At 70.7% G+C, this 24824-nt stretch carries 26 protein-coding genes, 1 other RNA gene and 1 pseudogene; 8 read left to right on the top strand and 20 right to left on the bottom strand.

What is annotated here, in order from left to right:
• Positions 1 to 46: 46 nt before the first annotated feature.
• A complete protein-coding gene (locus OXS27_RS10970) occupies positions 47 to 1540 on the bottom strand; it encodes an alpha-glucosidase/alpha-galactosidase (protein ID WP_267356206.1) in 1494 nt (497 codons plus the stop codon).
• 87 nt (positions 1541 to 1627) lie between these two features.
• On the opposite strand from OXS27_RS10970, the gene OXS27_RS10975 reads away from it, so the two are divergent.
• Positions 1628 to 2560, top strand: a complete 933-nt coding sequence (locus OXS27_RS10975) for an AraC family transcriptional regulator (protein WP_346732984.1) — start codon at positions 1628 to 1630, stop codon at positions 2558 to 2560.
• 85 nt (positions 2561 to 2645) lie between these two features.
• Here OXS27_RS10975 and OXS27_RS10980 read toward each other — a convergent pair whose 3' ends face one another.
• Positions 2646 to 3323, bottom strand: coding sequence for a response regulator transcription factor (locus OXS27_RS10980; protein ID WP_091717324.1), 678 nt, complete (start codon positions 3321 to 3323; stop codon positions 2646 to 2648).
• Between the two features lie 35 nt (positions 3324 to 3358).
• Complete coding sequence (locus OXS27_RS10985) at positions 3359 to 3730, bottom strand: PepSY domain-containing protein (protein WP_243924159.1); 372 nt, start codon at positions 3728 to 3730, stop codon at positions 3359 to 3361.
• Between the two features lie 256 nt (positions 3731 to 3986).
• On the opposite strand from OXS27_RS10985, the gene ssrA reads away from it, so the two are divergent.
• Positions 3987 to 4363, top strand: a transfer-messenger RNA (tmRNA) gene (gene ssrA / locus OXS27_RS10990).
• Between the two features lie 328 nt (positions 4364 to 4691).
• A complete protein-coding gene (locus OXS27_RS10995) occupies positions 4692 to 5417 on the top strand; it encodes a hypothetical protein (protein WP_267356209.1) in 726 nt (241 codons plus the stop codon).
• A 288-nt stretch (positions 5418 to 5705) separates the two neighbouring features.
• On the opposite strand, the gene OXS27_RS11000 is transcribed toward OXS27_RS10995, so the two are convergent.
• The 6 genes from OXS27_RS11000 to OXS27_RS11025 form a co-directional block, all read right to left on the bottom strand.
• Positions 5706 to 6071 carry a cytochrome c family protein gene (locus OXS27_RS11000; protein WP_267356211.1) on the bottom strand — a complete coding sequence of 122 codons (366 nt, stop codon included), beginning with the start codon at positions 6069 to 6071 and terminating at the stop codon, positions 5706 to 5708.
• A gap of 291 nt (positions 6072 to 6362) precedes the next feature.
• Positions 6363 to 6704, bottom strand: coding sequence for a hypothetical protein (locus OXS27_RS11005; protein WP_267356213.1), 342 nt, complete (start codon positions 6702 to 6704; stop codon positions 6363 to 6365).
• 95 nt (positions 6705 to 6799) lie between these two features.
• The gene (locus OXS27_RS11010; RefSeq protein WP_267356215.1) at positions 6800 to 7210 is read right to left on the bottom strand and encodes a 3TM-type holin; all 411 of its coding nucleotides are present in this window, start codon (positions 7208 to 7210) and stop codon (positions 6800 to 6802) included.
• 2 nt (positions 7211 to 7212) lie between these two features.
• Positions 7213 to 7866, bottom strand: coding sequence for a glycoside hydrolase family 19 protein (locus OXS27_RS11015; RefSeq protein WP_267356217.1), 654 nt, complete (start codon positions 7864 to 7866; stop codon positions 7213 to 7215).
• A gap of 112 nt (positions 7867 to 7978) precedes the next feature.
• Positions 7979 to 9436, bottom strand: a complete 1458-nt coding sequence (locus OXS27_RS11020; protein WP_267356219.1) for a DUF2793 domain-containing protein — start codon at positions 9434 to 9436, stop codon at positions 7979 to 7981.
• A 15-nt stretch (positions 9437 to 9451) separates the two neighbouring features.
• Positions 9452 to 13348, bottom strand: coding sequence for a glycoside hydrolase/phage tail family protein (locus OXS27_RS11025; RefSeq protein ID WP_267356221.1), 3897 nt, complete (start codon positions 13346 to 13348; stop codon positions 9452 to 9454).
• Between the two features lie 154 nt (positions 13349 to 13502).
• On the opposite strand from OXS27_RS11025, the gene OXS27_RS11030 reads away from it, so the two are divergent.
• The 3 genes from OXS27_RS11030 to OXS27_RS11040 all read left to right on the top strand — a co-directional run bounded on the left by OXS27_RS11030 (position 13503) and on the right by OXS27_RS11040 (position 15860).
• Positions 13503 to 15200, top strand: coding sequence for a HAMP domain-containing methyl-accepting chemotaxis protein (locus OXS27_RS11030; RefSeq protein ID WP_267356223.1), 1698 nt, complete (start codon positions 13503 to 13505; stop codon positions 15198 to 15200).
• A gap of 73 nt (positions 15201 to 15273) precedes the next feature.
• Positions 15274 to 15576, top strand: a complete 303-nt coding sequence (locus OXS27_RS11035) for a type II toxin-antitoxin system RelE/ParE family toxin (RefSeq protein WP_267356225.1) — start codon at positions 15274 to 15276, stop codon at positions 15574 to 15576.
• Positions 15576 to 15860: an addiction module antidote protein gene (locus OXS27_RS11040; protein ID WP_267356227.1), complete on the top strand. Its 285-nt coding sequence runs from the start codon at positions 15576 to 15578 to the stop codon at positions 15858 to 15860. The genes OXS27_RS11035 and OXS27_RS11040 overlap by 1 nt, the downstream gene beginning before the upstream one ends.
• On the opposite strand, the gene OXS27_RS11045 is transcribed toward OXS27_RS11040, so the two are convergent.
• The 10 genes and pseudogenes from OXS27_RS11045 to OXS27_RS11090 form a co-directional block, all read right to left on the bottom strand.
• Complete coding sequence (locus OXS27_RS11045) at positions 15791 to 16327, bottom strand: NlpC/P60 family protein (RefSeq protein ID WP_267356229.1); 537 nt, start codon at positions 16325 to 16327, stop codon at positions 15791 to 15793. The two genes, OXS27_RS11040 and OXS27_RS11045, sit on opposite strands and share 70 nt — an antisense overlap.
• Positions 16324 to 17199, bottom strand: coding sequence for a DUF2163 domain-containing protein (locus OXS27_RS11050; RefSeq protein ID WP_267356231.1), 876 nt, complete (start codon positions 17197 to 17199; stop codon positions 16324 to 16326). The genes OXS27_RS11045 and OXS27_RS11050 overlap by 4 nt, the downstream gene beginning before the upstream one ends.
• 10 nt (positions 17200 to 17209) lie before the next feature.
• On the bottom strand, positions 17210 to 17851 hold the full coding sequence (locus OXS27_RS11055; RefSeq protein WP_267356233.1) for a DUF2460 domain-containing protein: 642 nt from the start codon (positions 17849 to 17851) through the stop codon (positions 17210 to 17212).
• A 54-nt stretch (positions 17852 to 17905) separates the two neighbouring features.
• Complete coding sequence (locus OXS27_RS11060; RefSeq protein WP_267356234.1) at positions 17906 to 18478, bottom strand: phage tail tape measure protein; 573 nt, start codon at positions 18476 to 18478, stop codon at positions 17906 to 17908.
• Between the two features lie 14 nt (positions 18479 to 18492).
• Positions 18493 to 19062, bottom strand: coding sequence for a phage tail assembly chaperone (locus OXS27_RS11065; RefSeq protein ID WP_267356340.1), 570 nt, complete (start codon positions 19060 to 19062; stop codon positions 18493 to 18495).
• Between the two features lie 96 nt (positions 19063 to 19158).
• Positions 19159 to 19485, bottom strand: a pseudogene (locus tag OXS27_RS11070) (gene transfer agent family protein); the annotation flags it as partial.
• A gap of 16 nt (positions 19486 to 19501) precedes the next feature.
• Entirely contained in the window at positions 19502 to 19912 is a 411-nt protein-coding gene (locus OXS27_RS11075; protein ID WP_243924129.1) for a phage major tail protein, TP901-1 family, read from the bottom strand.
• 104 nt (positions 19913 to 20016) lie between these two features.
• A complete protein-coding gene (locus OXS27_RS11080) occupies positions 20017 to 20433 on the bottom strand; it encodes a DUF3168 domain-containing protein (protein ID WP_267356236.1) in 417 nt (138 codons plus the stop codon).
• Positions 20430 to 20783 carry a head-tail adaptor protein gene (locus OXS27_RS11085; RefSeq protein WP_267356341.1) on the bottom strand — a complete coding sequence of 118 codons (354 nt, stop codon included), beginning with the start codon at positions 20781 to 20783 and terminating at the stop codon, positions 20430 to 20432. Before OXS27_RS11085 ends, OXS27_RS11080 begins: the two co-directional genes overlap by 4 nt.
• A gap of 23 nt (positions 20784 to 20806) precedes the next feature.
• Positions 20807 to 21367 (bottom strand): hypothetical protein, encoded by a 561-nt coding sequence (locus OXS27_RS11090; protein ID WP_267356238.1) that lies wholly within the window; start codon positions 21365 to 21367, stop codon positions 20807 to 20809.
• A 27-nt stretch (positions 21368 to 21394) separates the two neighbouring features.
• Here OXS27_RS11090 and OXS27_RS11095 point away from each other — a divergent pair, with 27 nt between their 5' ends.
• A complete protein-coding gene (locus tag OXS27_RS11095) occupies positions 21395 to 22132 on the top strand; it encodes a trypsin-like serine protease (protein ID WP_267356342.1) in 738 nt (245 codons plus the stop codon).
• Between the two features lie 879 nt (positions 22133 to 23011).
• Here the strand turns inward: OXS27_RS11095 and OXS27_RS11100 are convergent.
• The gene (locus OXS27_RS11100) at positions 23012 to 23239 is read right to left on the bottom strand and encodes a hypothetical protein (protein WP_243924124.1); all 228 of its coding nucleotides are present in this window, start codon (positions 23237 to 23239) and stop codon (positions 23012 to 23014) included.
• A gap of 508 nt (positions 23240 to 23747) precedes the next feature.
• Here OXS27_RS11100 and OXS27_RS11105 point away from each other — a divergent pair.
• Positions 23748 to 24656, top strand: coding sequence for a trypsin-like serine protease (locus OXS27_RS11105; RefSeq protein ID WP_267356240.1), 909 nt, complete (start codon positions 23748 to 23750; stop codon positions 24654 to 24656).
• The last annotated feature ends 168 nt before the right edge of the window (positions 24657 to 24824 follow it).

Genomic DNA, 24824 nt, shown 5'->3' on the forward strand with positions numbered 1-24824 from the left:
TTTCTTGTCGTTGACGGCCGGGTGGATGCTCCGCCCGGCCGTTGTCTCAGGCGACGATCTGCTCGTCCGGCGCGACGGTCTCGTTGCCGGTGCGCTGCGCCGTCCGGATCTCCTCGACCGACCGGACCGGGAGCCGCGCGGCCCCGGCCCAGTCCCGGCGCCGCACCGTCGCGTTCGCGAGCCGCCTCTTCGCGCCCTCGATCGCCCCGGCGTATTGCGGCAGCCACGCGGCCTGGGCGACGACCATCTCGTCGATCATCTGCCAGACCTCGTCCGGCGTGCAGACCGCGCCCACCAGCGGATCGTTCAGCACGGCCTGCTTCAGCAGATCGAGATCCCCGGTCACCGCGGCTTTGACCGACATCCGCTGGACGTTGATCGACGCGATGCAGGGCGCCGCGCAGGCATCCGACAGGGTGAGGCCGGCGACCATGTTGAGGCCGAACCGATCGACGAAGCCGGTGCTCTCGACGATCGCGTCTGCGGGTAGATTCGTGATCAGGCCATTGTTCTTGACGTTGAAGTGGCCGCGATAGACCCGCCCGGTCTCCAGTGCCTCGACGATGTAGCTCGCGTGCTCGACGGTCCTGCGGGCCGGGTCGATGAGCCGGCTGGAACTGGCGAGATATTGCGGAAACTCCTGCTCGAACCAGTTCCGGCCCTCGGTGCAGACCCGCAGGTAGCCTCCGGTCTCGCCGTGGATCCAGTCCGACAGGTCGATCCAGCGCTCGATCTCGTCGGGGCGCTTGCGGTACCAGGGCAGATACTCGGACAGGTGGCCGTTGGACTCGGTCGAGTAGACGCCGAAGCGGCGCAGGACGTCGATCCGGACCTTCTCCTGCTTGGAGATGACCGGATGGCGCTCATAGGCGGCCAGCAGTTCCTCGGCCGACACGCGCCGGCCGTTCCAGCGGATGTCGACGTACCAGGTCTGATGGTTGATCCCGGTGCAGACGTATTCGATCGCGTTCGGATCTTCGGCGCCGAGAACCTCGGCGATCTGCTTCCAGCCGTGCTGGATGCCGTGGCACAGGCCGATCGTATCGACCCCGCCGTGATCGATCGCCGCCCAGGTGTTCATCGCCATCGGGTTGGCGTAGTTCAGCAGGCGCGCCCCCGGCTCGGCGACCTCGCGGATGTCCTTGCAGAAATCGAGGAGTGCCGCGATCGACCGCTGCCCGTACAGGATGCCGCCGGCACAGATCGTGTCCCCGACGCATTGGTCGATGCCGTAGCGGAGCGGGATCCGGATATCGTCCGCGAAAGCCTCCAGACCGCCGATCCGGGTGCAGTTGATCACGTACCGGGCACCGGCCAGCGCCTCCCGCCGGTCCGTCGTGGCCGAGACTTTGGTTGGCAGCCCGTTGGCGGAGATCATCCTGTTCAGGATCTCCGAGATCATGCCGAGATTACACGCGTTGATATCAGTAAGCGCGACCTCGATATCGTGCAATTCAGGAACGCACAGAATATCCCGCACCAATGTTCGCGTAAAACCGACGCTCCCTGCACCAATGATTGCAATCTTGAAGCTGGCCATCGTGCCCTCCCACGGCCCGTAACACCTGGACCGTGCACAGAAATATTCTTGTTGCTGTGAGATAACGCTACGCCCGGGGCTCGGGCCGTGGAAGAGGAAATTGGGACCTTCGCGGGTAATTTTATGCTCGATGCGCTGCAGCAGGCGGGGCCCTTCCGCAGAACCATCTCGTTCCCGCACCGGCATGGCGGCTTCCACGTCATGCCGACGAGCGCCGGGCACGAGCGGGCGCAGCCGGGCGCCTACGACTGGGACGGGCTGAAGCGCGGACAGACGCCGTTCTCCGTCCTGCAGCACACCGTGGCCGGCCGGGGCCGCCTGCAATACGAGCGGCGCCTGTGGCGGCCCGAGGCCGGGCAGACCATGCTGGTCTCGATCCCGCACGCCCACCGCTACTGGATCGAGCCGGGCGAGGAGTGGTCGTTCTTCTGGATCGCGATCACCGGCCGGGAAGCCCTGCGGCTCAACCGGGCGATCCTACGCGTCGCCGGGCCTGTCTTCCGCCTGCGAACCGAGACGGTGGATGCCCTCGCGGCCGTCTGCTCGTCGCTGCGGGTGCCCCTGTCCGGTGCGGGACAAGCGTCCAGCTTGGCCTATCAGGCGATCATGCTGGTCTACGACGACGTGATGGCCTGCGAGGCGCGGAACGACGCCGCGACGGGCAACGAGTCCGTCGATCGCACCATCGCGTTTATCCGCGCGAATCTGGGCGGCGCACTCGATATCGACACGCTGGCGGCGGTTGCCGGCGTGAGCCGGTCCCATTTCAGCCGCCTGTTCACCCGCACCAAGGGTGTCGCACCGGCCGAGTTCGTGGTTCGGCAACGGATGGATCTGGCAGCCCGCCTGCTGGTCAACGGTCAGCTCAGCATCAAGGCGGTCTCCAGCGGATGCGGGTATCCCGATCCCAACTATTTCGCCAAGGTCTTCCGGCGCGTCTACGGGATCAGCCCGACCGAGTTCCGGAGCACCGGCATGTACGCGGTTCCCGGCCGCGAAGACGGGCAGACGCCTCTGTGATCAGTCCGGCTCCGGGCTTTCGACCGGCCACCGACGCCTGCGCGCATGAAGACCGCCGGCATCGTGCCGGGGCCCGGCGCCCCGCTCAAACCCGAGCCGGCGGCTGGTTGGGATCCACGAGGTAGCCGAGGCCACGCACCGTCTGGATCAGGTCCACGGCGAGCTTCTTGCGCAGGCGCCCGACGAACACCTCGATGGTGTTGGAGTCCCGGTCGAAATCCTGGTCGTAGAGGTGCTCGGTGAGCTCGGCCCGGGACACGACCCGACCGGTATGGTGCATCAGGTACGAGAGCAGCCGGTATTCGTGGCTCGTCAGCTTCACCTGCGCGCCGTCGACGAAGACCTTGCCGGAGCGCGTATCCAGGGTGACCGGTCCGCAGGCGATCTGGCTGGAAGCGTGGCCGGCGGCGCGGCGCAGGAGCGCGCGGACCCGGGCCATCAGCTCCTCCATGTGGAAGGGCTTGGTGACGTAATCGTCGGCGCCGGCATCGAAGCCGTCGACCTTGTCGGACCAGCGGTCCCGGGCGGTGAGGATGATCACCGGCGTCTTCACCCCGGCCCGGCGCCATTTCTGCAGCACTGTGACGCCGTCCGCCTTGGGCAGGCCCATGTCGAGGATGATGGCGTCGTAAGGCTCGCTCTCGCCGAGATAGCCGCCCTCCTCGCCGTCATAGGCCTTGTCGGCGACGTAGCCGGCCTCCTCAAGGGCGGCGACCACCTGCCGGTTGATGTCCTTGTCATCCTCCACGACGAGCAGACGCACGGTTCACTCCCCTCCGAAACGATCTCGGCGCCCGCTTAATATTGCCCAGCCACACTGCCGGTGCGCGCGTCCACGATGACGTGCACGAAATGACCGTCTCGGCGCAAGGCAGTCAGCATGTAGACGAGGGTGTCCTCATGACGGCAGAGGCTCGCCCGCTGGATCTCGGCCCGTGGAATCACCGACCGGGCCGCCCGGATCGCCGCCACGGGGGGGATCACCCGGCGCTCGCCGACCTCCTCGCGCATGTCGGCCGGCGAAAGGCAGGTCTCGATCCGAAGCGGCGCCTGGCCGGAAACTGCGCCCGTCTGCGGGGCCGGCCCATCATCGGCCATGGAGCCGAGGCCGCCCGCGGCGAGGGCCGCGGCAGTCAGGCCGATAGCAACGAGGGCGATGGCGTAGCGCATTGGTAGGAGATGTGGACCGGGGGCACTGAATGTGCCCTGAATACGTGGCCGTTGACGTCCCGCGGCGGGCGCGTCGTTGGGTAGGCGTAGGGCTGGACATCGGGGTGCAAACGGCATCGTGCCGGCACTACGGCTGAGGTCGCGCCCGGTTCCCCCGCGGCGCACGCCGAAGATTCCCCGCTTCCGGGGGAAGGTCCGCGGCTCCGTGTCCGACACGGGGCGCAATTTGTTGCTGGACCGCGGATCCGCTTCCGGAGTAAGGTCCTCGCGAAGTTGATGACCGGTTCATAATAACGCTTCAGGACCCGGGGGCGGTACCCGGCGCCTCCACCAGAAGCATCCTGCCCTCGATACCACACGGGGTCAGAGCGAGCGTCCGGCATTGCGGACAGCGCGCTGCCAGGATGCTTCTCGTGGGGGTGAAACAGGTTCGACTGGGCGGTAAAGGGATCGCGAGTTCTGTCCTGCTTCGGCAGGGTAAGATGCGACTTTCGGTAAGGACTCGACCGGTTTGGCGCGGGCAACCCCCGTTCCAGGCACCTGACCAAAACTCTAAATGCCAACGACAACGTCGGCATGGAGATGCGCCTCGCGGCGTAATCTTCCGGGGCGTGGGCACGCCTAGCAACAGAACCCGGGGCTTCGGCCCCGGGGCCCGCTTTTTCCTCTCCGAAAATGTCCGAGGACACTCGGTCGATGCACCCGGCCGTGCATGGCTGCCTGCGCCGTGACGGATCCGGCGCGCATCGCGCCGTATTGCCGAGAGCATCCCGAACGGCACGCTGACGGTTGATGCTTCGCGAGCGATCGCCTCACGCCCGCACGCGTCCGAACCTCAAAGCTCTGCGCCAACAGGTCCCACGGCAGCAATCCGCGTTCGGGACAGCTCCGCATTGCCTCTGCTGGCTATTGAGTTGAGGCAAGGCATTGAACCCAGCGCGATGTGAGCGATTGTATTGTCATGGAGGATGCCATGACAGCAATCCGAACCGTGATCGCCGCTTCCTTGGTCAGCACCCTGCCAATCGGCGCGGCATTGGCGCAGACCGATCAAACGAGTACTGGCGGCGGCGCATTGTCGGCAGAGAAAGTAGCCAACACCACCGCAGTTGGACAGACCAAACCACCGAGCCGCGATGCCAGCCCAACATCTGTCACGCCGATCGAGCGCCCGACGCCGAGGCAGGTCTTAGACGACGCGATCTCCACCAAGATCTGCGTCGGGTGCTCTACCGAGCCCGCGCCGCCAGATCCGCTGTCCTTGCGGATCCGTCCGTCCGTCACGCCGGAACGGCGCGATCGTCCGTTCGACGAGCGCGGCGGCCAGCGCGATGCGGGCCTGACCTCGGTCGCGCCTCAGCAGCAATCGGATCTCGATACCGTCGCCCTGGCGTCCGCGCATCGCGAGCGCGCGGACTCTGTCCGAGAAAAGACCGCCGGACTCTGGCAATCCTGGTTGGTCTCCGTTTGCGAGGGCTGCGGCGACCAGAAGCCCACCAGGGCCCTCTCGGTGGAGGATTGGCCGAGCCGTTATGGACCCGCCACCACCGGGTCGATCGCCAACAAGACGGTGTCGGTTGCCGCGCGCCCTGATGCCAAAGCCGCAGCACCGCGCCCGCACGCCAGTCTCGAAGCGGATCTCTCGCCGGACAATATCGGCTCGATCCGGCGTATGCCGCAGCGGTGACGGGGGCGTTCTGCGTCAGGGCGCCCGTCCAAATGGCCCAGGCGTTCCGTCGCCTCGCGTTTCGGCGCGACGGAGCGAGCCAGGCCGCGGGGGTCTAGCGCCCCGGAACAGGGGGCGAAGCCGGAGGGTTGCTCCTTCAGTCCAAGGAGTCGAACATGCTGACAGGTAGCCTACTGTGGCTTTTGGGAGTGCCGATCCCGGTCCTCCTGTTGATCTGGTTTTTCTTCCTGCGAGGCCGATAGCGGAAAGGGCCGAGCCGTGAAACGAAACGGCTCGGCGACTTCAGCGTCAGGACTGCGTCTTGAGGTAGGCGATCACGTCGTTGATCTTCTTATCGTCCGTGTAACCTTGGAAGATCATCTTGTTGCCCGGCACCTTGGCCTTCGGGTTCTTCAACCACTCGTGCAGGTTGGCCTCATCCCAGGTGATGCCCGAGTTCTTCAAAGCCGCTGAGTAGTTGTAACCCTCATAGGTGCCCGCTTTGCGCCCGACGACGCCTTTCAGGTCGGGACCCACGCCGTTCTTCTGGAAATTGTGGCACGCCTTGCAGGGGGCGAACGCCTTCTCGCCCGCGGCCGCATCCCCGGCCTCCTGAGCCTGCACCGCAATCGGAAGCAGGGCAGCGATGACGAGGCCAAAAACAACTGAACGCACAGAACGCCTCCCGAAACTCAGCTTCCTATGCCGAACGATTCCAAAGCTTGGCATAGTGTGGGGTTAGACGTTGGCGCATCCGACTTAATCCAACTCCCGGCGGCGCGCTGAGGGGTCGGTGCCGGAGGGCGAAGAAAAAAACCCCGCGCGGCGGCCGCCGGCGGGGCTGGGAAGGTTGCGTTCACGGAGATTAGACGCCCCGGCGACCACTTTAATCCGTGGCCCGACCCCTGATGGGCGGCACCGGAGGCCGGCAGCCTCCCGCGCGATACGCGCCCATCCCAAATCCGTTCAGTGCCCCGTCGTCAGGCCGATCTTCGCCAGCACGATTCCCCCGAACGCCAGCAGCGCCGCCGAGGCCAGCCCCCAGCCGATCCGGTACAGCGTCCGCACCTGCCCGTTGACCTCGGCCAGCCCCTTCGCCGCGTCGGACTTCGCCCCGTCCACCGCCTTGTCGATCCGCCGCTCGATCTCGTCGCGCGCCACGAAAAGCTCGATGTCGCGCCGGTAGGCCACGCCCTCCAGCTTCTCGTCCATCCGATCGAGCTTGCCGCCGAGCACGTCCATCTGACGACCGGTCGCCTCGACGCGCTCGATCAGGCGCCCGATCCATTCGGGCAGCGTGTCCACCATGGCCCCGCTCCTTCGCGCGCCGCCCCCCGCCCGCGGAGCTCGCGTCCGCGGTACAGTCTCGTCCGTCATCGATGCGCTCCCGCGGCTCTCGAGGCTCACCCCTTCGGTCCCACAACCTGCGGCACGATCTTGTCGACCGAGCGCGCCAGCATGTAGGCGCCGATCCCCACGGTGAGCAGCGACCACAGCTCCGCCGGCACGCCCTTGAGCGCGGCCACCACCTCGACCTGCAGGCCGATCATCGGTGCGACGACGCCGACCCAGGTGATCATCGCCAGGGCCCACAGCACCGTGATCGGCCGGGCGTTGCGGGCGAGCGGGCTCTCGGAGCAGGCATCGGCCTTCATCACCTCGGCCATGGCCCGACTGAGATCCCCTTGCTGGTCGATCAGCGCCTTCTGCAGATCGAGCTGCACCTGCAGCCGCTGGCCCTCGTCGGGCAGCACACGCGCCAGGATCGGGCCGACGGCGCCGAGCAGCGCGGGGAGGATGGCGAGGAATCCCATGGTCAGGCACCCTTCTGCATGTTGTGACGGACCGCCTCGCGCAGGCGCAGCCACCAGGCGGTCGGTTGCGGGCTCGACGCGGCGGGTGGAAGCGCGGCTTCCAGGGCGGCCAGGAAGCTTCGGTGGTAGGCGGCGATCCGCGCACCGTTCTTCGCCCCATCGCCGTTGACGATGGCCCGCGCGCCCACCGGATCGTCGGTCTGCTCCCCGAAGTAACGGCCGAGCGTGTGGCCGGGCCGGAACAGGCCGTCACGGGCGCCCAGCACCAGGATCGCCGCGCTCGTCGCCGGCACGAGCGCCAGATCCGGATCGCCCACGAGGTCGAGCCCGAGCAGCCGGCCGAAGGTCCGGTAGTTGGCAAGCCACGTGAGCTGGCTCGCGCCGCGGCCGTAATAGACCCGACCGTTCACCGGCGTGCCGTAGGCGTGGCCGCGCCCGAGGCCTTCCTCGCGGATCGAGAGGTCGAGCCGGCACTCGTGCCACGCGGTCGCCAGCGTGTAGGCGATCGGGCGCAGGTCGGCGGGCCAGCCCAGCCGTTCCCAGGCGTCGAGGAGCGCGGAGAGCCCGTCGACCTCAACCTGCGCGAGGTGCCGCCCGCATGGTCCGGCGGCGCGGAGACGGGCGAAGAACGTCGCCCGCACGAGCGGTGCAGTCATGGCATCCTCACGATGGAAAGAGCGGCCGCGCAAGCTCGTCGGGGATGGCCGGGCGCCGGCCGGGCGGGAGGCGCGGGGCCTCGGAAGGGCGCGTTGTCGCCGGCCGACCGGCTCACAGCTCCGCGCTGGCAGTCCAGGCGACCGGGCAGTAGTCGCCGGCGGCTCCCGCCGCCCCGAACCAGACCCGCAGGTCCTCCGGGCTGGTCGCACCGAACACGATCGACCCGGTGTAGCTGCCGCTGCCGTCGTTGGCGGCGACCACGGTCGGAACGGCCCGCATCCCGGCGATGCGCAGGGGCACGACGCCGCCGCCGAATGCGCCGGAGGCGTTCGCCCGGAAGAGGATGAGGGTTCCGGTTTGATAGTAGCGCTGACAGCGGCGCATCTCGTCGTCCCGTCGCTCGAACGCGGTGGCCATCCTGCCCGGTTCGAGCTGCGCGAGGCTCACGGTGCCCGCGGTGAACTCGACCACCGTGTTGGATCCAGCCGTCAGGGTGGTGGACGTGCCGGAGCCGGCATAGGCGGGTAGGCTGGAGGCGCCGGAGGGATAGACGCGCCCGGCGGCCGTACCGCGCCAGGACAGGGCGTAGGGACCGCCCTCCGGCAGGGAGAGGCCGCCCTCGATCACCTGCACGAGCGATCCGGCGGTGATCGTCACGGTCACGTCGCCGTTGCCGGCAGTGGCGAACGACAGGGTGGCGCCGTTCGCCCCCGCCTTCCACCGGTCCACGCTGTAGGCACCGGCCGCGTAGGCGAGCTGCGACCCTGACGCGTTGCGCTGGTTGATCGCGAAGCTGCCGTTGATGAGGCGGTTGCGGAAGGGGATGCCCCGGGCGGCGACGAAGGCCGTGGTTGCAAGCTGGGTGGAGGCATCGCCTGGGGCGGGCGTCGGCGCCGTCGGGCTCGCCGCGAAGGCGACGACGCCCGTGGCCGCCGAGGCGGTGAGCGCGGTGGTGAAGGCCGCTCCGTCCGGCGAGGTCTTGAGGACGAAGTCGTCGCCCCCGAGGGTGCCGAACAGCGCCCGGGCCGAGTAGCCGGTCTGGAACACGAAGCCCGCGTCTCGCGCCGCCGCCTTCTTGTTGACGCTCACCCGCATGTCGCCGGAGCCGGGGGTGACGTCGTCCCAGCTCAGCAGCGCCGCATCCGCCTTCACGGCGAGGCGGTTGACGCTGTCCGCCTCCGTGTTGATCCCAAGACGGCTCAGGCTCTGGACCATCGTGAGGGTGCGTCGGACGCTCGTCCAGGCGGTGCCGTCGAAGATGTAGAGGTCGGCCTCGTCCACCACGTAGGCGAGCCAGCCAGCCCGCGGGACCAAGCCGGCCCAGACGCCATCGGCGTAGTGCACCACCTGGCCCGCGAGCCCGGCCCAGGCGCCCCCGGGGTTCGACGTCACCACGAGGTAGCGGTCGCCCTCGGTGGGGCTCGGCGGCGGTGCCGAGAGATCCTTGTCCAGGCAGGCTAGCTGGATCACGGCGTCGAGGAGGCCGAGCGCCTCGTTGTGGGTGACATGCTTCTGCGCTTGGCTCGCCGCGATCAGCGGCAGGCCGAGATGGGGCGTCACATCGGACATGGGGGCTCCCTGGGGTCAGGCCGAACGGACGGGGATGCGGGCCCGGCAGGCGGGACCGGGACCGGCGACGGCACCGATCTGCACGACGGCCATGTCGAGGCTCCGCTGCGGGCCGCCAAGATCGGCCGTCTCGTCGGCGTAGAGGAGCTGCTGAGCGTCGGTCCGGAGCGTGCGCAGGGCCGCACCGCTGCCCGCGAACAGCGTCACCGCGTAGGCCTCCGGATCGTCCAGGGGGATCTCGGCGGGCTCCCAGGCATCGCCGTCGCGGCGTCCCCGCCGGATCCACGAGAGCAGCACGCCCTGCGGCGTGCGGCGTGCCCGCAGGTGGACCGGCCGCAAAGGCCGCAGGGCGCCGAGCCCGGCGGTCGCAGTCAGCTCCGTGAAGGCCGGGTCGCCCGGATCGCGCCCCGCCGGCCCGATCCGGTAGCGGAACGCGCGGCCGACCGCGTCGAGCCAGTCGACCAGCGGCACCACCGCGCCGTCGTCGAGGCGCACGATCAGGCTGCCGGCAGGCGACGTCCGGCCGGCGGCGTCCTCGCTGCCCGCGAGCCCGCGCAGGAGCCCCGAGAGCCGGTATGTATCGGCCCCGGTCAGCACGGCCAGCGCCGCGCCGAGCAGTTCCACGGCACCGTCCGGTCCGATCAGCGCGAACAGGTTGCCGCCGGCCAGCATCGCCTGCTCGCCGATCGACGCGAGCGCCCCGCCCCGCCGCAGGGTGACGTCGAGGTGCCGGTGCCGGTCGATCCGCCAGAGCGGTCCGGCGGGCAGCGCCGACAGGGTCCGGCCCAGGCAGGCGGGGTAATCGACGAGCCCCTGGAGCGCGAGCGGCCCGGCTCCCTCCGCCCGCCAGATCGCGGCCGCCCCGGGCCAGGGCTCGGCCGCCACCGCGAGGTATTGCAGGATCGTGGGGTTGCCCCGATCCACCGGCAGGTCGAGGGCCAGAGCCAACGGCGGCCCCGGGAAGGACGGGGGCGCCACTCCGGTCAGCGCCATGCTGCGCGGCAGGCCGCGCCCCGGCCCCGCCCGGGGCGGGACGCCGCTCGCCTCGATCCGTCGTCCGGTGGGGGCGTCGTCGATCCGGTCGATCTTGCGCAGCACCGTGCCGCCCGGCACGTCCGCCGGAACCGCCAGGAGGTCGCCGGGCTCCAGCTCGACCCGGCGCGGGCTCAGCGTGAAGACCGCGCTGTCGCGGGCCGCGATGATCCGGTCGAGCATGGCCTCGGCGAGGCCGTCGCCGGTCTCGCGCCGGGTGACGATCGCGGCCTCGATCCGGGTCTCGTGCCGCCGCTCGCCCACGGGCCGGACGGCCGCCGCCGTGGCGCGGCGGTAATCCGGGCTCTCGGATTCGGTGAGGCCGAGCGCGATCGAGCGCGGCAGGGCGCTCTCCTCAGCCCGGACCTGACGGAGCACCGGCTTCTCCTCGGAGAGCCGGACCAGGTCGGCCTCGTCCAGCACCAATGGCCGGTCCCGGCGCGGCCCGCGCAGGTGCAACCGGCCCGCCACCGCCGAGACGTCGAGCCCGTAGACTTGTGCCAGGGTTTCCAGGGCGCCCCGCGCCGAGAGCGGCCGGTCGAGCACGTAGCCGTCGAGATAGGCCGCCGCCTCGATCGCGACCGGGGCGTCGAAGCCGAAATCGGCCAGGATTCTCAGGACAAGCAGGTCGAGGTCGCAGCCCTCGATCCGCCCGGTGATCCAGTGGCCGACCCGCCAATTACCGATATCGGCCCAGACCCCGCGCACGGTCGGGAAGGCCGGATAGGGCCGCGCGTCCCAGGCCCAGATGAAGATCCCGGCCGGATCGACCATCCGCCCGCCATAGACCGGCGAGACCGGGTTGTCGGCCTCCCGGAAGCCCGGCACCGCCGGGTCGAACCGGGCGATCGCCGCCTCCAGGCCGCGGAGCTGGATCAGCTCGTCGCGAAGCGCCCGGGATTCCGGCGGGAAAGCATTCTCGACCGATTTCGGATCGGGGAAGACGTTGGGCCCGTTCGTGCCCTTGTCGACCGCCGGGACGCCGAGTTCGGTAAGCCAGATCGGCTTTCCCATCGGCACCCACGCGGTCGCCCGGGTCTCGACGCCGCCGTCGCGCTCGACATGCGGGTTCGACCACCACGCCACGAGGTCCTTGACCCGGTAGATCCAGGCCTTGCCGATAGCGCCGTCGGTGATCGGAACGCGGTCCTGGGCGGCGCGGGCCGCTCCGTCGGGGTAGTACCAGTCGAAGGCTTCGCCGGAGCCGCCGCGCTCCATGAGGTAGGCGCGGTCGTAGATGTCGCCCGCAGCTGCGAGGTCGGCGTGGTCCGGCGTATCGCGCCAGTCGGAGACCGGGGCGTACCAGTCGATCCCCACCGCCGCGATGTTCGGGTCGGCGAACAGGTCGTCGAGGGGGAAGCGGATCGTTGCGCCCCCGTCGAGGACATGAGCGCCGTACTCGGTCCAGTCCGCGCCGTAGACCAGGGCAACGCCGGGGCCCAGGCGTGCCCGCACGGCAGCCGCGATCGCCCGGAAGGCCTGCACGGCCGGGTAGCCGGCGGCACCCCGCACCCGGGTCAGCCCGACATACTCGCTGCCGATCACGAAGCCCGCGATCGGCACGCCGGCTTGGGCCCAGCGGGCCGCGAGATCGGCGTAGTGCAGGATCTCCGCGTCGTAGCCGTTGGCGAAGAAGGCCGCGACCTGCGCGTCGGCAACCGACGTCCCGTCCGGACTCCCCGGGAGGCCGGGGGCCGGATCGCAGGTGATGCGGCCCCGCCAGGGAAAGGGCGGCTGCGTCGCTCCGGGCACACGCGGATCGGGCAGCCCGTTGCCGGCCGGCACGTCCATCATCACGAAGGGATAGAGCAGCACCTCCAGCCCGCGGCGGACCAGCTCGGCGACCAGCCGGGTCAGGCCGTCATCGCTCGGGGTCCCGCCATAGGCCGGATTGCCGTCCGGCAGGATCGAGACCACCTCGGCGTCCGCGCGGGTGATCCCGGCGACGCGCCAATCGGCCGGCAGGGCCTGCTTGTGCCGCGCCTCGACCTTCGGCACCACCCGGCAGGAACCGGCCCGCAGATCGGTGCCGAACCACGTCGCCACCACGGCGACCCGCCGCAGGTTGGGGCAGAGCGCCTGGAGTGCGTCGAGCGAGGCGAGGACGTCGGTGGCGCGCTGGAGCTGGTGCCGGTTGGCGGCCTCGGTCCGGCCGAGGCCGAGATCCACGGTGACGAGGTCCGGGTCGAGCCCGAACTCGCTGGCGCCGGGGATCATCTCGACGGCGCGGATCCGGCCATAAAGCCCGTTGATGGGGCGGATCACCTCGAAGGCGAATTGCGGGATGCGGTTGCCGAAATCGGCGAGCGGCAGACCCTCAAACACGACGTAGGCGAGGCCACGATAGGCGGGCGTGGTTTCCGCACCCTCCTTGGCGACGATCAGCGGATCGGGCTCCTGGTCCGGCCCGCCGGTGTGGACCCGGATGGTGAGGCCGACCTGATCGATCTCCCGGCCGTCCGCCCAGATCCGGCGGATGCAGGCGATCTCCCCCTCGCACAGCCCGACCGCGAGGTTGGCGAAATAGCTGTAGCGCGTGGTGACGGTCTTCTGCCCGCTCATGCCTTTGGCGGGCGTGGCGGCGCGCTGCACCGTGGTGTTGGCGACTTCGAGCGGGCGCGTCGCCCAGATCAGGCTGCCGCCGATCCGGGCGCGTCCATAGACCCGCGGGATCGGATCGCCCTCCGTGGAGGTGAGCCCGGCGACATCGGCAAGCCGCGGCCCCGCGACGAAGCGGGTGTGCGGCCCCGAGCCGGACAACGCGCCGTCCAGCCCGGCGCCCGCGACGGCGCCCAGGGTGCGCCCGACGACGGCGCCGATCGGACCGCCGAGGGCCGTGCCCACCGCCGCCCCGGCCGAGGACAGGATCAGGGTGGCCATGGCAGGACTCCGAACGGAATAGACTTTGCGTCGATAAGCGAAGAGGGTCGTAACCGACTCAAAGGTCAGACGAGCCGATTTAACCGATGATGGGTCGCAACGCTGCCCCGAACGACAACGCCTCAACCGCAAAGATACTGAAAGCCGCAGAACGATGATCAAAAAGTTCGGGATCAAGCCGAAGATAATTCACAAGATCGTCCTGATCGTCCTCGTTATCGGGGCGATCATCGGCGGCTGCATCTGGCACGAGACCGGGCGCATGGAGGCGATCGGCCAGCAGTACACACGCTTCATCGACCACGACGCGAAGATGGCCGAGGGCGCGCGGCAGATCATCCGCCTGTTCCATCAGACGAATTACGCGATCTACCGCGTCATCGCCGAGACCGAGGCCGAACGGATCCAGCAGGCGAGCCAGGAATTCGACACCGCGGTGATCGGGCTCCGGGAGACCTTCGCGGCCTTGATCGCGGAGGCGCCCGAATTCAGGGATCAGGTCGACACACTGCGGGGCCGCGTGGAAAGCTACATCTCGGACGTGTCGGAGGCGCGCATCCTCGGCGAAGCCAACCTCAACGCCGACGCCCTCGCCCTGATGCACCAGAAGATCGATCCCATCGTCGCCGACCTGGGTCGAAGCACCGGTGCGCTCAGCGAGGGCATCAGCGACCGCATGGCGGCCGGCGCGCAGGATCTTGCCGGGCAGATCGAGAGGATGCGCCGCGACCTCTGGACGTATACCGGGCTCGGCCTGCTCGCCGGGCTCGTCACCGCCGTCGCAGTCGGCATCTTCGGCATCGGGCGCCCGCTCGGCCGTCTCGTCGCGAGCCTGGAGCGGATGGCCGCGGGGGATGCCGAGGCACGGATCGCCGGAGATCGGCGGCGCGACGAGATCGGCGCGGTCGCGCACGCCGTCGATCGCATCCGCGCCCTCGTGGCCCAGCGCACTGCCGCAGAGGCCGAGAGCCGACGCGTGGCGGACGCGACGGTTGCGAGGGAACGGCAGCGCGCCATGACGGACCTGGCGGACACGTTCGAGGCGACGGTCGGCGGGATCGTCGGGACGGTCTCCGACGCCGCAGCCGCGCTGCGGGCGACCGCATCGGCGATGAGCGTCACCGCCCGCGGCACGGCCGAGCAGTCCACGACGGTGGCGGGCGCAGCCGAGGAAACCGCCCGGACCGTGAACACCGCAGCGGTCGCGGCCGAGCAGCTCGGGGTCTCGGCCGCCGAGATCGGCCGCCGGGCGGACGAATCGGCGCGCTTGACCCAGGCAGCCGTGACCGAGGCCGAGCAGAGCACCGGCCAGGTCGGCGCCCTCAGCGCGGCGGTGACGGAGATCGCGGACGTCGTGCATCTGATCGCGCAGATCGCCGGTCAGACCAACCTGCTGGCGCTGAACGCCACGATCGAGGCGGCCCGCGCCGGCGAGGCCGGCCGCGGCTTCGCCGTCGTGGCGGGCGAGGTCAAGGATCTCGCCGCCCAGACCGCCCGGGCGACCGAGACGATCGGCCAGCGCATCGGATTGCTCCGGAGCTCGACCGAGGCGGCGGTGCTGTCGATCACCACGATCGGCGAGCGGATCCGCGCGGTCGGGGCCGTCACCGCCGCGATGGCCACGGCGATCACCCAGCAGGGTGCGGCGAGCCGGGAGATCGTCCAGAGCGTGGCGCAGGCCGCCGCGGGCACCGACGCCGTGACCCGGACCATCACGGGCGTCGCCGCGGCCGCCGGGGAGACCGAGACCGCATCCGGCCAGGTGCTCGGTTCGGCGGACGAACTCGCCCGGCAGTTCGCGGCGTTGCGCGGCGAGGTCGTGCGTTTCCTGGCGACGGTGCGGGCGGCGTGACGGTGCCGGTTCGAGACCGCACCGCCGCCAACATCGCCTCGCCGCGACGTATCCGAGCAGATACGTTCTCTGCGTGACGACGATCCTGCTGTCCGACACGTTCCGGGCCTGGCTCGCCGGCCTGCGGGATCATCGCGCCAAGGCTCGCGTCGCGGCGCGGATCCGTGCCGCCGGGCTGGGTCACCTCGGTGATGCGAAACCGGTGGGCGCGGGCATTTTCGAGATGCGGATCCCGTATGGCCCCGGATACCGTGTCTCTCATGTCCGCCGCGGCGCGGTGACGTATCTGCTGCTCTGCGGCGGAGACAAGTCGAGTCAAAACCGGGACATTCAGCGGGCCAGAGACATGGCCGCCAAGCTTGATGGGAGCGCCTGATGCGTCTCAGTGCCTTTGACGCTTCGGAGTTCCTCGACAGCGAGGCGGCCATCGCCGAGTACCTCGCCGCCGCCCTCGATGATCCCGATCCCGAACTGTTCATCGCCGCCCTCGGCGATGTCGCCAAAGCCCGCGGCATGTCGCAGATCGCCCGGGAGGCGGGTCTGGGCCGGGAAAGCCTCTACAAGGCCCTGACGCCCGGCTCGAAGCTTCGCTACGAGACCGTCCGCAAGGTCATGGACGTCTTAGGCGTCAAGCTCACCGTCGCAACCGGATCTTCGTAGATCGGGCCTGACCTGCCGTCCGGAAACCGGAACGCCCCGGTCATGTGCCGCCGCCACCATCCGGTAAGCGCCACCTCGGTGACGACCGCGCCGTCATGGGCGTGGATCATGGCGCCGTCACCGGTGGCGATGGCGCAGTGGCAGGCCGGGAGGTGGCGGCGGAAGGCGAAGAGCAACACGTCGCCTGCCCGCGGCACAGCCTCTGCCGCCGGCACCGGCACGAGGTGGCGGAGGGCCGCCTCGGTCAGCGGATCGGTGCCGGGGGCAGCCGATACCGCCCAGGTGCCCGAATAGGGCGGCACCGCCTCGGGCTCGGCGCCGTAGAGCCCGCGCCAGACCCCGCGCAGCAGCCCGAGGCAGTCGCAGCCGATTCCGCGCAGCGAGGCCTGATGACGGTAGGGCGTGCCGAGCCACAGCCGCGCCTCGCCCAAAGCAGCCGCACCGATCTCCCGCCGCATCGCGCTCATCGGTACAGGCTCCCGCCGTCGAGGATGGGATCCGAGCCCGGCACCGCGCGCATCACCGCGTCGTTGCCGGGCATGTGCGGAAAGCCCTGGAAGTTGATCGCGTTGGCGAAGCGGTCCCGGCAGGTGGCGAGGCGCTTGTCGCAGCCTGCGGTCAGCGTGAACCGGTCCCCGGCGGCGACTGGCCGGGCCGGCGCGGTCCAGAGCTCGATCAGGCCGCCGAGCTGCAGGCGCACATCCGCGGCGAGCCCGGCATTGGCGCCTTCGGTCCAGGCGAGACGGCCGCCGGTGAACAGGCCTTCGGAAAAGTCCCCCGCCAGAGTCGCCGTGAGGGTCGCGGGTTCGGGGACGCCGACGACGTTGCCGGTGGTCCGCCACGCCGCCAGATCGACCCTGCAGCGCCCGTCCCCGAGATCGGCCCCGCAGGTGGCGCGATAGGTCCGGCCACGCTCCGCATCCAGCCGGTGTGCGAGGCCGCGCAGCTCCGCCACGAAGGCATCGCCCTCCCGGCGCACCTCGCCGATCGTGGCGAGGTCGAGGAGCAGGCGGGTCTCGGGATTGGCCCAGTCCACCAGCCAGGTCTCGACCGCGGCGCCGTCGTAGAGGCCGCCGGCGATGTCGGCCTCGGTCAGGCCGAGGCTGCTGAGCGCCCCGGCCACGTCGCCCCCCGAGACCGCGAAACCGGATTCCGCGCTGGCCTCGGCGGCGTCGAGGCCGGTCCGGGCGAGGTGGACGAGGCCGGCAAAGGTCAGGTCGCGGTCGTGGTCGGTGAAGCCGAGGGCGAGGCCGTCCCGCCGCCGCAGGGACCAGCAGCGGCACAGGGTGGTCACGCCCCCCGCGAGATGGGCCGCGAAGGCCTCCGGGATGTCGCGCATGGATCCTCCCTCAGGGCACGATCTCGACGAGCGGCACCCGCGGGATCTCCCCGGCCGTGAAGGCCGCGAGATCAATGGTGAGTTCGTCGGTGTCGAAGCGGACCGGCACGTCGAAGGCGAAGCCCGCGGTGACGGCGGCTCCGGGCGCCGGGACATGGCCGGGCGTGAAGGTGACGCGGCCGGTCGTCGGGTCGCACGCGAAGCCCTCGGGCCCGACCTCCTGGCCGGACACCGCGACCCGGACGCTTCCGGCCACCGGCTTGGCGATCCGGCGGCGATAGGGGGCGAAGCCGGTCCCGTAGGTCTTCACCAGCGAAAAGCTCGCGGTGGTGCCGTCGCCGGTGCCGAGCGGCTGGTCGAGGGGGCCGATCGCCCGGCCCGGCGGCCCGGAGCGGCCATCGACCCGGTCGCTGAAGCGGAAGCCGTAGAGGCGGCCCCGCCGCTCCTCGAAGAAGGCGAGGACGGCGTGGAGCGCGTCGAGCCCGCGCAGCCCGAAGCCGGCATCGTAGCGGCGGCGGGAATCCGCCCAGCGGCCGTTCCGGTGCTCCCGGCCGGAGGCCAAGGTGACGATCTCGGTCAGCCGCTGCGGGCCGCCGCTCGCGCGCAGCGACATGTCGAGGGGAAACAGCACCTCGTGGAAATTGTCGGCCATGGCGGTCCCGAGGGTTGGCGAGGGAGGGTTGGCGATGGACGGCTCTTCGGCGTCTCACGTCGCCCGCTGGCCGCGCGCCACCGCGCGGGCGAGGCTCGCCGTGACCTGCGCCTCGGACCGGCGGAACGCCCCCGGGTCGGGCGTGGCGATGTTGACCGTCACCGAGACCGGCCGCGCCGAGGCCCCGCCCCCTGCGACGCCCAGGCGCCCGTCCGCGCCGCGGGCCAGCGGCAGGATCGCCTCCGGCCCGGCCTCGCCCATGAGGCCGGTGCCGCCCGCCATGGGGAAATAGGTCGGCGCCGCCACCACCCCGCCGGCCGCGAAGGGCTGGACCCGCCCAGCCCGGAACACACCGCCCCGGGCGAAGCCGGGCTCTGAGCCGGCGCCCAGCACGGAATTGATGAGGCCGGTGACCCCGGACTGGATCGCGCCCCCCGCCGCCCGGGTCGCCGCGCCGGCGAGCCGCGTGCCGATCATGCCGAGCACGCCGTCGAGGCTCCGCCCGGAGGCGGCGCCGCGGGTCAGCGCCGTGTCGAGGCTGCGGCCGAAATTCTGGGCCAGTCGGTCGAGGTTTTGCAGCCGCTCGGCCCGGGCGGAACCCTGCGTGTCGGCGTCGGTGTCGGCCATCGGTCAGCCCCGTCTCAGGTCCGGTCGGGATAGGCGGCGAGCAGATCCTCGAAGCCCGCCCGGGTGAGCGCCTCCGGTTGGGCGCGCGGGCCGAGGGCGGCGGCGAACTCCCGTGGGGTCGCCGACCAGAAGTCACCGGGACGCCAACCCAGCACGCCGAGGCCGACGGCCAGGGCGTCCTCCCAGGGGAAGGCGTTTGGCAGGCGGGTCGGAACCGACGCATCCGGCTCCGATCCTTGAGCGCTCTCCGCCGAAGGGGGTGCCAACCGCCTCGAACACGGCGCGGGTCCCCTCTCCCGTGCGGGAGAGGGACAGGGTGAGGGATACGCGGATTCCGAAGGCGGCGTGCACGCGTCACGCGTCGACGGATCGATCAAATCTGCGGGTTCTCGTCCCTCGCCCCGACCCTCTCCCGCACGGGCTTGCGCGTTCACACGTCTCTGCTGGATGCCAAAGGCTTGAGAACCAAGCGCGTTTCCCCTCCCCTGGCGATCCCGGGCCTGCCCGGGATCGCTCGAGCCTGCGGGGAGGGACCAGGGGTGGGGGTGGTTCAGGATCGAGCGTGACGGTGCCTCCTGCCCCACCCCCGCCTCCAACTCCTCCCCACAAGGGGGAGGAGAGCGCGTTTCGGCCAGCGATGTGTGAACTTCACAGCCCGCACGGGAGAGGGGGCCCTGAGGCGGGTTTGCAGGCCCCGGCGCCTCCCCGAACGCCGCGGCGAGGACGGCTTCGAGGGCCGTCGTGACGGCCTCGAGCCCGCCGGCCAGGGGCAGCTGGGCGACCGCCGCGTCGTCGAGGTCGTGGCCGCCGCCCCGCAGGGCGACCCCCAGCAGGGCGATCAGGTCGCGCGCCGAGAGGCGGCCAGCCGTGAAGCGGGCGGCGAGGCCCGTGAGATCGCCGGCCCCGAGCAGATCCTCCAGCTCGGCCAGCGCCCCGAGGGTGAGGCAGAGGGTGTAGCGCCGGCCGCCGAGGTCGAGCGGCACCGCGCCGCGGATCCGGTTCGCCATGGAACGCCCCACGGGCTCACGCCGCCGCGAAGGCGAGCGCGCCCGCCGAATCGAGGCTCATGTCGAAGGTCACCTCGCCGGCGTGGTCGCCGCGGTATTCCAGGCTCGCGATCTGGAACGGGCCCTCCAGGATCCCGAAGCCCGGCACCACGACCTGGAAGGTCTCGATCACCCCCTCGAAGAAGATCAGGCGCAGCCGCGCGTCCGAGGCCTGGTCGCGGAACACGCCCGAGCCTGCGATCGCGGCCCGGCGCACACCGGCCCCGGCGAGCAATTCGCGCCAGCGCCCGGCGGAGTCGGCGTTGGTGACGTCCACGGTCTCGGCGTTCAGGGTGATCTGGCGGCTGCGCAGGCCCGCCACCGCCACGAAGCCGCCCGCGCCATCGCCGGCCCGGATCAGCAGGTCCTTGCCCTTCTGCGCGCCCATCGGTTGCCTCCTCGTCATCACAGTGGCCCATGAGGCTGACGCCTCCTGGACGAACCGCCGCATTGGCGGCGACGCGCATTCGCGCTTGCCGACGGCCGTCGGGATCAAAGGGTCTCGGTGACGGCCTCGACGGTGAGGCTCGCCCGCGCCTCGCCGGTCCGGGTGTCGCGGTGGGCCTTGATGGCGCGCACCCGCAGGGTGACGAGCCGGCAGCCGGCGAGCGGCATGGCCGTATCGGCGAGGAGCGCCGCCATGCGCTCGGCGGCGTCCAGCGCGGTGCGCACCGAGCCCGGCCGGGCGATCACCACGATCTCGTGGCTGTGGCGGTGACGCTCGGCGCCGTCGACGGAATCGTCCTGGATCTCGGAATCGCCGAACAGGGCGTAGACCGGGAGCACGCCCCGGGGCGGCTCGTCGTAGAGCCGGACACGGCCGCCCAGCAGAGCCGCGAGGGCGGCATCCGGGGTGAGGCGTGCGATCAGGCCGGCGCGCAAGGCCAGGAGCGGGCTCGGATCGGTCACGACAGGTTCTCCCGCGGCAGCTCCTCGACGTGGCAGATGCAGTCGCGGCCCCGCCCGTCGGGCTCGGTCACCGCGCGGATCGCGAAGCGGCGGGGGCCGGCGGCGAGCCGCATGGTCGGATCGAGGTCGGCCCGGCCCCGCAGGGTGATGCGGTAGGCGGGGAGCGTGTCGGTCCGGCCGCCCTCGGGCCGGTCGACCACCCCGGACGGCGCCAGGGCGCCCCACAGGACCGGGCCGGCCACGTAGCGGCGCAGCACGCCGCCGAACCCGTCCGGCACCTCCAACGGACGTTCCAGCACGAAGCGCCGCCGACGGGTGCCGAGCGGCGGGTGTCGGGGCAGGCTCGCCATCGCGCGGTCTCCGGTGCCGGCCATCACAGGCGCATCCGGCGGAAGGGCGCGGCGAGGTCGGCGGCGTCGGTCCGGAGGCCGTCCGCCTCGTCGCCCCGGTGCTCGTAGCGGGCGGCAGCCAGACGCAGGATCGCGAGCCGCAGGGGCGCCGGCAGGGGCGGCCCGTCGCCGCCGAACCCGGCCGCCACCTCGATCAGGATCGTGCGCCCGGCGGGGTCCGGGACCGCCGGATCGATCAGCAGGCCCGGCGCCTCGATCGGGTCGGGGCCCGGACGCACCAGCCCTTCGGCGAGGTCGGTCACGCCCCCTACCCCCGCGAGCCCGGCGCGGAGGACGGACACCAGCGGGCTCAGCGGCAGCGGCACCTGCCCGTCCGGCGGCCAGGCGGCGAGTGCGATCCGGTAGCGGCCCGGCACCAGGATCCGGCGCGTCTCGATCTCCAGACTGGCGCGCACCGCCACGATCAGGGCCTGGAGCAACGCGTCCTCGGCGCCCGCGTCGTCGGAGTCGAAGCGCAGGTAGGCGCGCAGCTCCGCAACGCTCACCGGCTCGACGGCGGCGGCATCGATGCGTAACGGGATCATGGTGCGTCCCTCTTGAGCGGTAATCCGATGCGGGTCTCGAAGCGCCGCCCGGCGGCTCTCGCCGCCCTCGCGGTCGCTCTGTCGCTGGCAGGCGGCTCCGCGCGCGCCATCGTGGGCGGGGCCGAGACGGCGCTTGGCGGGGCCGTGATGGTCCTGTCCTCGAAGGGCGGCGTCTGCACCGGCGTGGTGCTCGCTCCCGACACGGTGCTCACCGCCGGCCATTGCCTCGCCGACGCCCCGCAGCACCGCGTGCATTTCCGCGACGCGTCCGGCGCGCCTGTGCTGGTCGAGGTGGCGGCGCGGGCGCTGCATCCGGGCTACGACGCGGGCGCCGCGAAGGCCCGGCGGCGGTCCGTCGACCTCGCGCTCCTGCGCACCGCGACGCCGCTGCCGGCGCGCTTCGCGCCGGTGGCCTTGAGCGCCGCGCTGCCACGGGCGGGCGAAGACCTGACCCTCGGCGGCTACGGCGCCGCCAAGCCCGGGGATCCACGCTCCACCGGCACCTATCGCAGCCTGAATCTACCGGTGATCGAGCCCTACGGGCCGAGCCGCATCCTGGTCTGGCTCCAGGGCAGCGCCGGCGGGGCCTGCCAGGGCGATTCCGGCGGCCCGATCATCGGGCCGGACGGCGCCGTGCGGGCGCTCGCCGCCTGGATCGGCGGTACCTGCGGCGGCCTCACCCAGGGCGTCCTGGTCGGACCGCAACGCGGCTGGATTGATCAGGTGCTCGGCGGATGGGGCCGGAGCGCCCGCTGGACCGAGTAGTACGCCGCTCGGGACGCCCCGCCCGCTGCGCAGTCTGCATCGCCCACGGCCCCGCTGGACCGAATACGGATCGGTTACTGAACCGAACGCGTTAATGCCCGACTCCGTCTCGCGACAGGTCTCGGGAATAACGGGTCTGCGCGATGCCGAGATCTTTTGTCGACCGGGCGGCCATCCCAAGCGGGATTCGTCGCACGGCACGACAAGGGCGGTTGCGCACGCGAAGACGAGCCGGCCCCGGGGTATCCGCGACGCATGTTGAACCACCGACAACGCCTGGGCTGGGGCCTGACGCTCTCGATGACGGCGATTATCCTCTGGGCTGCGGCCTCTTATCTGCGCGGCACTGTGATCTGGTGGCTCTGAGCCATCTCACGGCCGCGCCCGGCTGCGTTGCGAGCCCCTCGCGGCCGTGACGCCAACTTGGCCGAATGCGGCACCGGCTCCCTCCTCCGCGCGCTTTCGGATCCACGCCTCGTGCGTGGCAGCTCGGCCGCAGGATGGTGAGCAGGCCGCCTCTCCCGAGCGGGAGAGGGACAGGGTGAGGGATGAGACTTGTCCGAATGAGGCCCGACCTGCACGCATCGTAATGGCGCGCTCGATCCTGAACGTTCTCGTCCCACACCCCAACCCTCTCCCGCTCGGGAGAGGGGGCCGGTCGCGCTCCGTCACGAACGTCAATGTCGAACCCAAATGCGTTAAACGCGTAGCCCCCGCGGCCTGCGGTGTTCACCAATCTCCGGTTGGCACCGGCGTGGATGGCAGAACGCGACGTGCCTGTCGGCGCAGGATCGTCGCGTGGCGATCGGGAGCGGCCCGAGGCTTTGCTCCGATACGCGCTCTCAGGTCGGACCCGCATCCCCTTCGGCAAAGCGCATTCTAATCGCGGCGCCGATGCTTGAGATAAGCACCGAGCATGAATCCACCCTGCAGAGCCGACATGTAGGCAAGCAGGATCAAAATATCTGCAAACTGGAAACTCGACTTCAGAATGATGCGGATAATATCAGCGACGAGGAATACCAAACAGGCAATAATGACAAAGCCAACCCGGAAGTACCACCCCATCACCGCGCCAGCCAAGGCAATCACCAGCAAGCCGATCATTGTTTCGGATCCCCAGGCCCACTGCTGCAATCAGGTCGCTCATGGCTGAGACATCCTGATATTCTTCCCGGGAGACCCGTGTGGCAGATACTCGACGTGCATGCAGCGTCCCGTGCCCTTCGGTCAAACATGGCACCAGCCCTTACCGAGGCGGGTTGCGCGTGTCCTCGTTCATAGCACGGTAGGGCTACCGTATCGTTTCGCAAGCGGGTGGCATTCGCCAAAAACCGCCCCTTCTGTCCGGGAAATCGAAGGATCGCCTCGGCTCCGTGTGCCGACCGCGACCCGAGGCGGGGGTCACGACGGTCGCGGACACATCGTGTGACGCGGGCCCGTCGGCACGCCGCCCCGCGCGAAGCCCCTGAAAAACCTTCGCGACGCCGGCCTGGATGGAACGGATCCGCAGGGAACATCAGCTTGGCCAGGACATTCCATTGCACTAGGCTTCCCCACGTCGCCCGCCTGTCTGGGGCGTGCCACCCGCGCCGACCGCGCCCCGGAGTGCCCGATGTTCCCTCGCCCGATCCGCAAGACCGGCTTCCGCGGGCATTGTGCACGCGGGCGTTTCGGGGGCGGCCTGCTGGGTGCGGCGTTGCTCGGGGCGCTGGCCGGGCTCCTCCCCGCGCCCGCCTCCGCGGTGATCAACGGCGTGACCACCCGCGACCCGAACGGGGCGCGCAGCTTCGTCGTGCGCATCGAGAGCACGGAGGGCGAAATCTGCTCCGGTACGCTGATCGCCCCGGATCTCGTCCTCAGCGCCGCCCATTGCGTGATGCGTCCGGCAGGCTACACGGTGATCGGCGTCGACCGGGGCTTCCGCCAGCGCCGGACATCGGTGATCGCCACGACGATGCATCCCGATTTCGTGCCCGGCACGACACCGGAGGAGCAGCCCGGCGTCGATCTGGCGCTGCTTAAGCTCGAACGCCCCCTCGGCCCCGATTACGCCCCCCTCGATCCGCGCGGCGCCGGCTCGATCACCACGGGCGAACCGGTCGACATCGCGGGCTTCGGGGTGGTCGCCGAAAACCGACGCGGTTCGGCCCGCACCCTGCGATTGGCGCATCTCGTCTCGATCGGCTCGCTGCAGGTCGCCAACCGGGTGACCGTGGTGACCGACCGGCGCCGCATGGCCGAGACCTCGGGGGCCGGCGCGTGCCTGGGCGATTCCGGGGGCCCGATCCTCACCGGGGGCCCGGGCGGCTACCGGATCGTCGGCGTGGTGAGCTGGTCGAGCGGGGCCCTGCAGCAGGGAACCCGGCGGACCGCCTGCGGCGGGTTCACCGCGGTGACCCCGGTGGCCGAGCATGCCGGGTGGATCTCGGCGCGCGCAGCCGAACTGTCTCAGATGCAGGTGAGCGATGCGCTGCCGCGCGGCAACCGGCCCGTCTGGACGGCGCGCACCCGCCGCAAATAGCCGCCGGAAAGTGCGTCGAAACAAGGATTTAGCGCAAGCCCTGATCGCACCGCGACAGCTAGGCGTGCCATGTGCTGGCAGACACGCGGCGTTCCCCGGATCGGTCGCGCCCGGGGAACCTGTGGCCGCATCGACACTTTCGAATTCGAACCTCTTAAGCTCACGGAG

Source organism: Methylobacterium sp. GC_Met_3 (assembly GCF_026540775.1).
GTDB lineage: Bacteria > Pseudomonadota > Alphaproteobacteria > Rhizobiales > Beijerinckiaceae > Methylobacterium.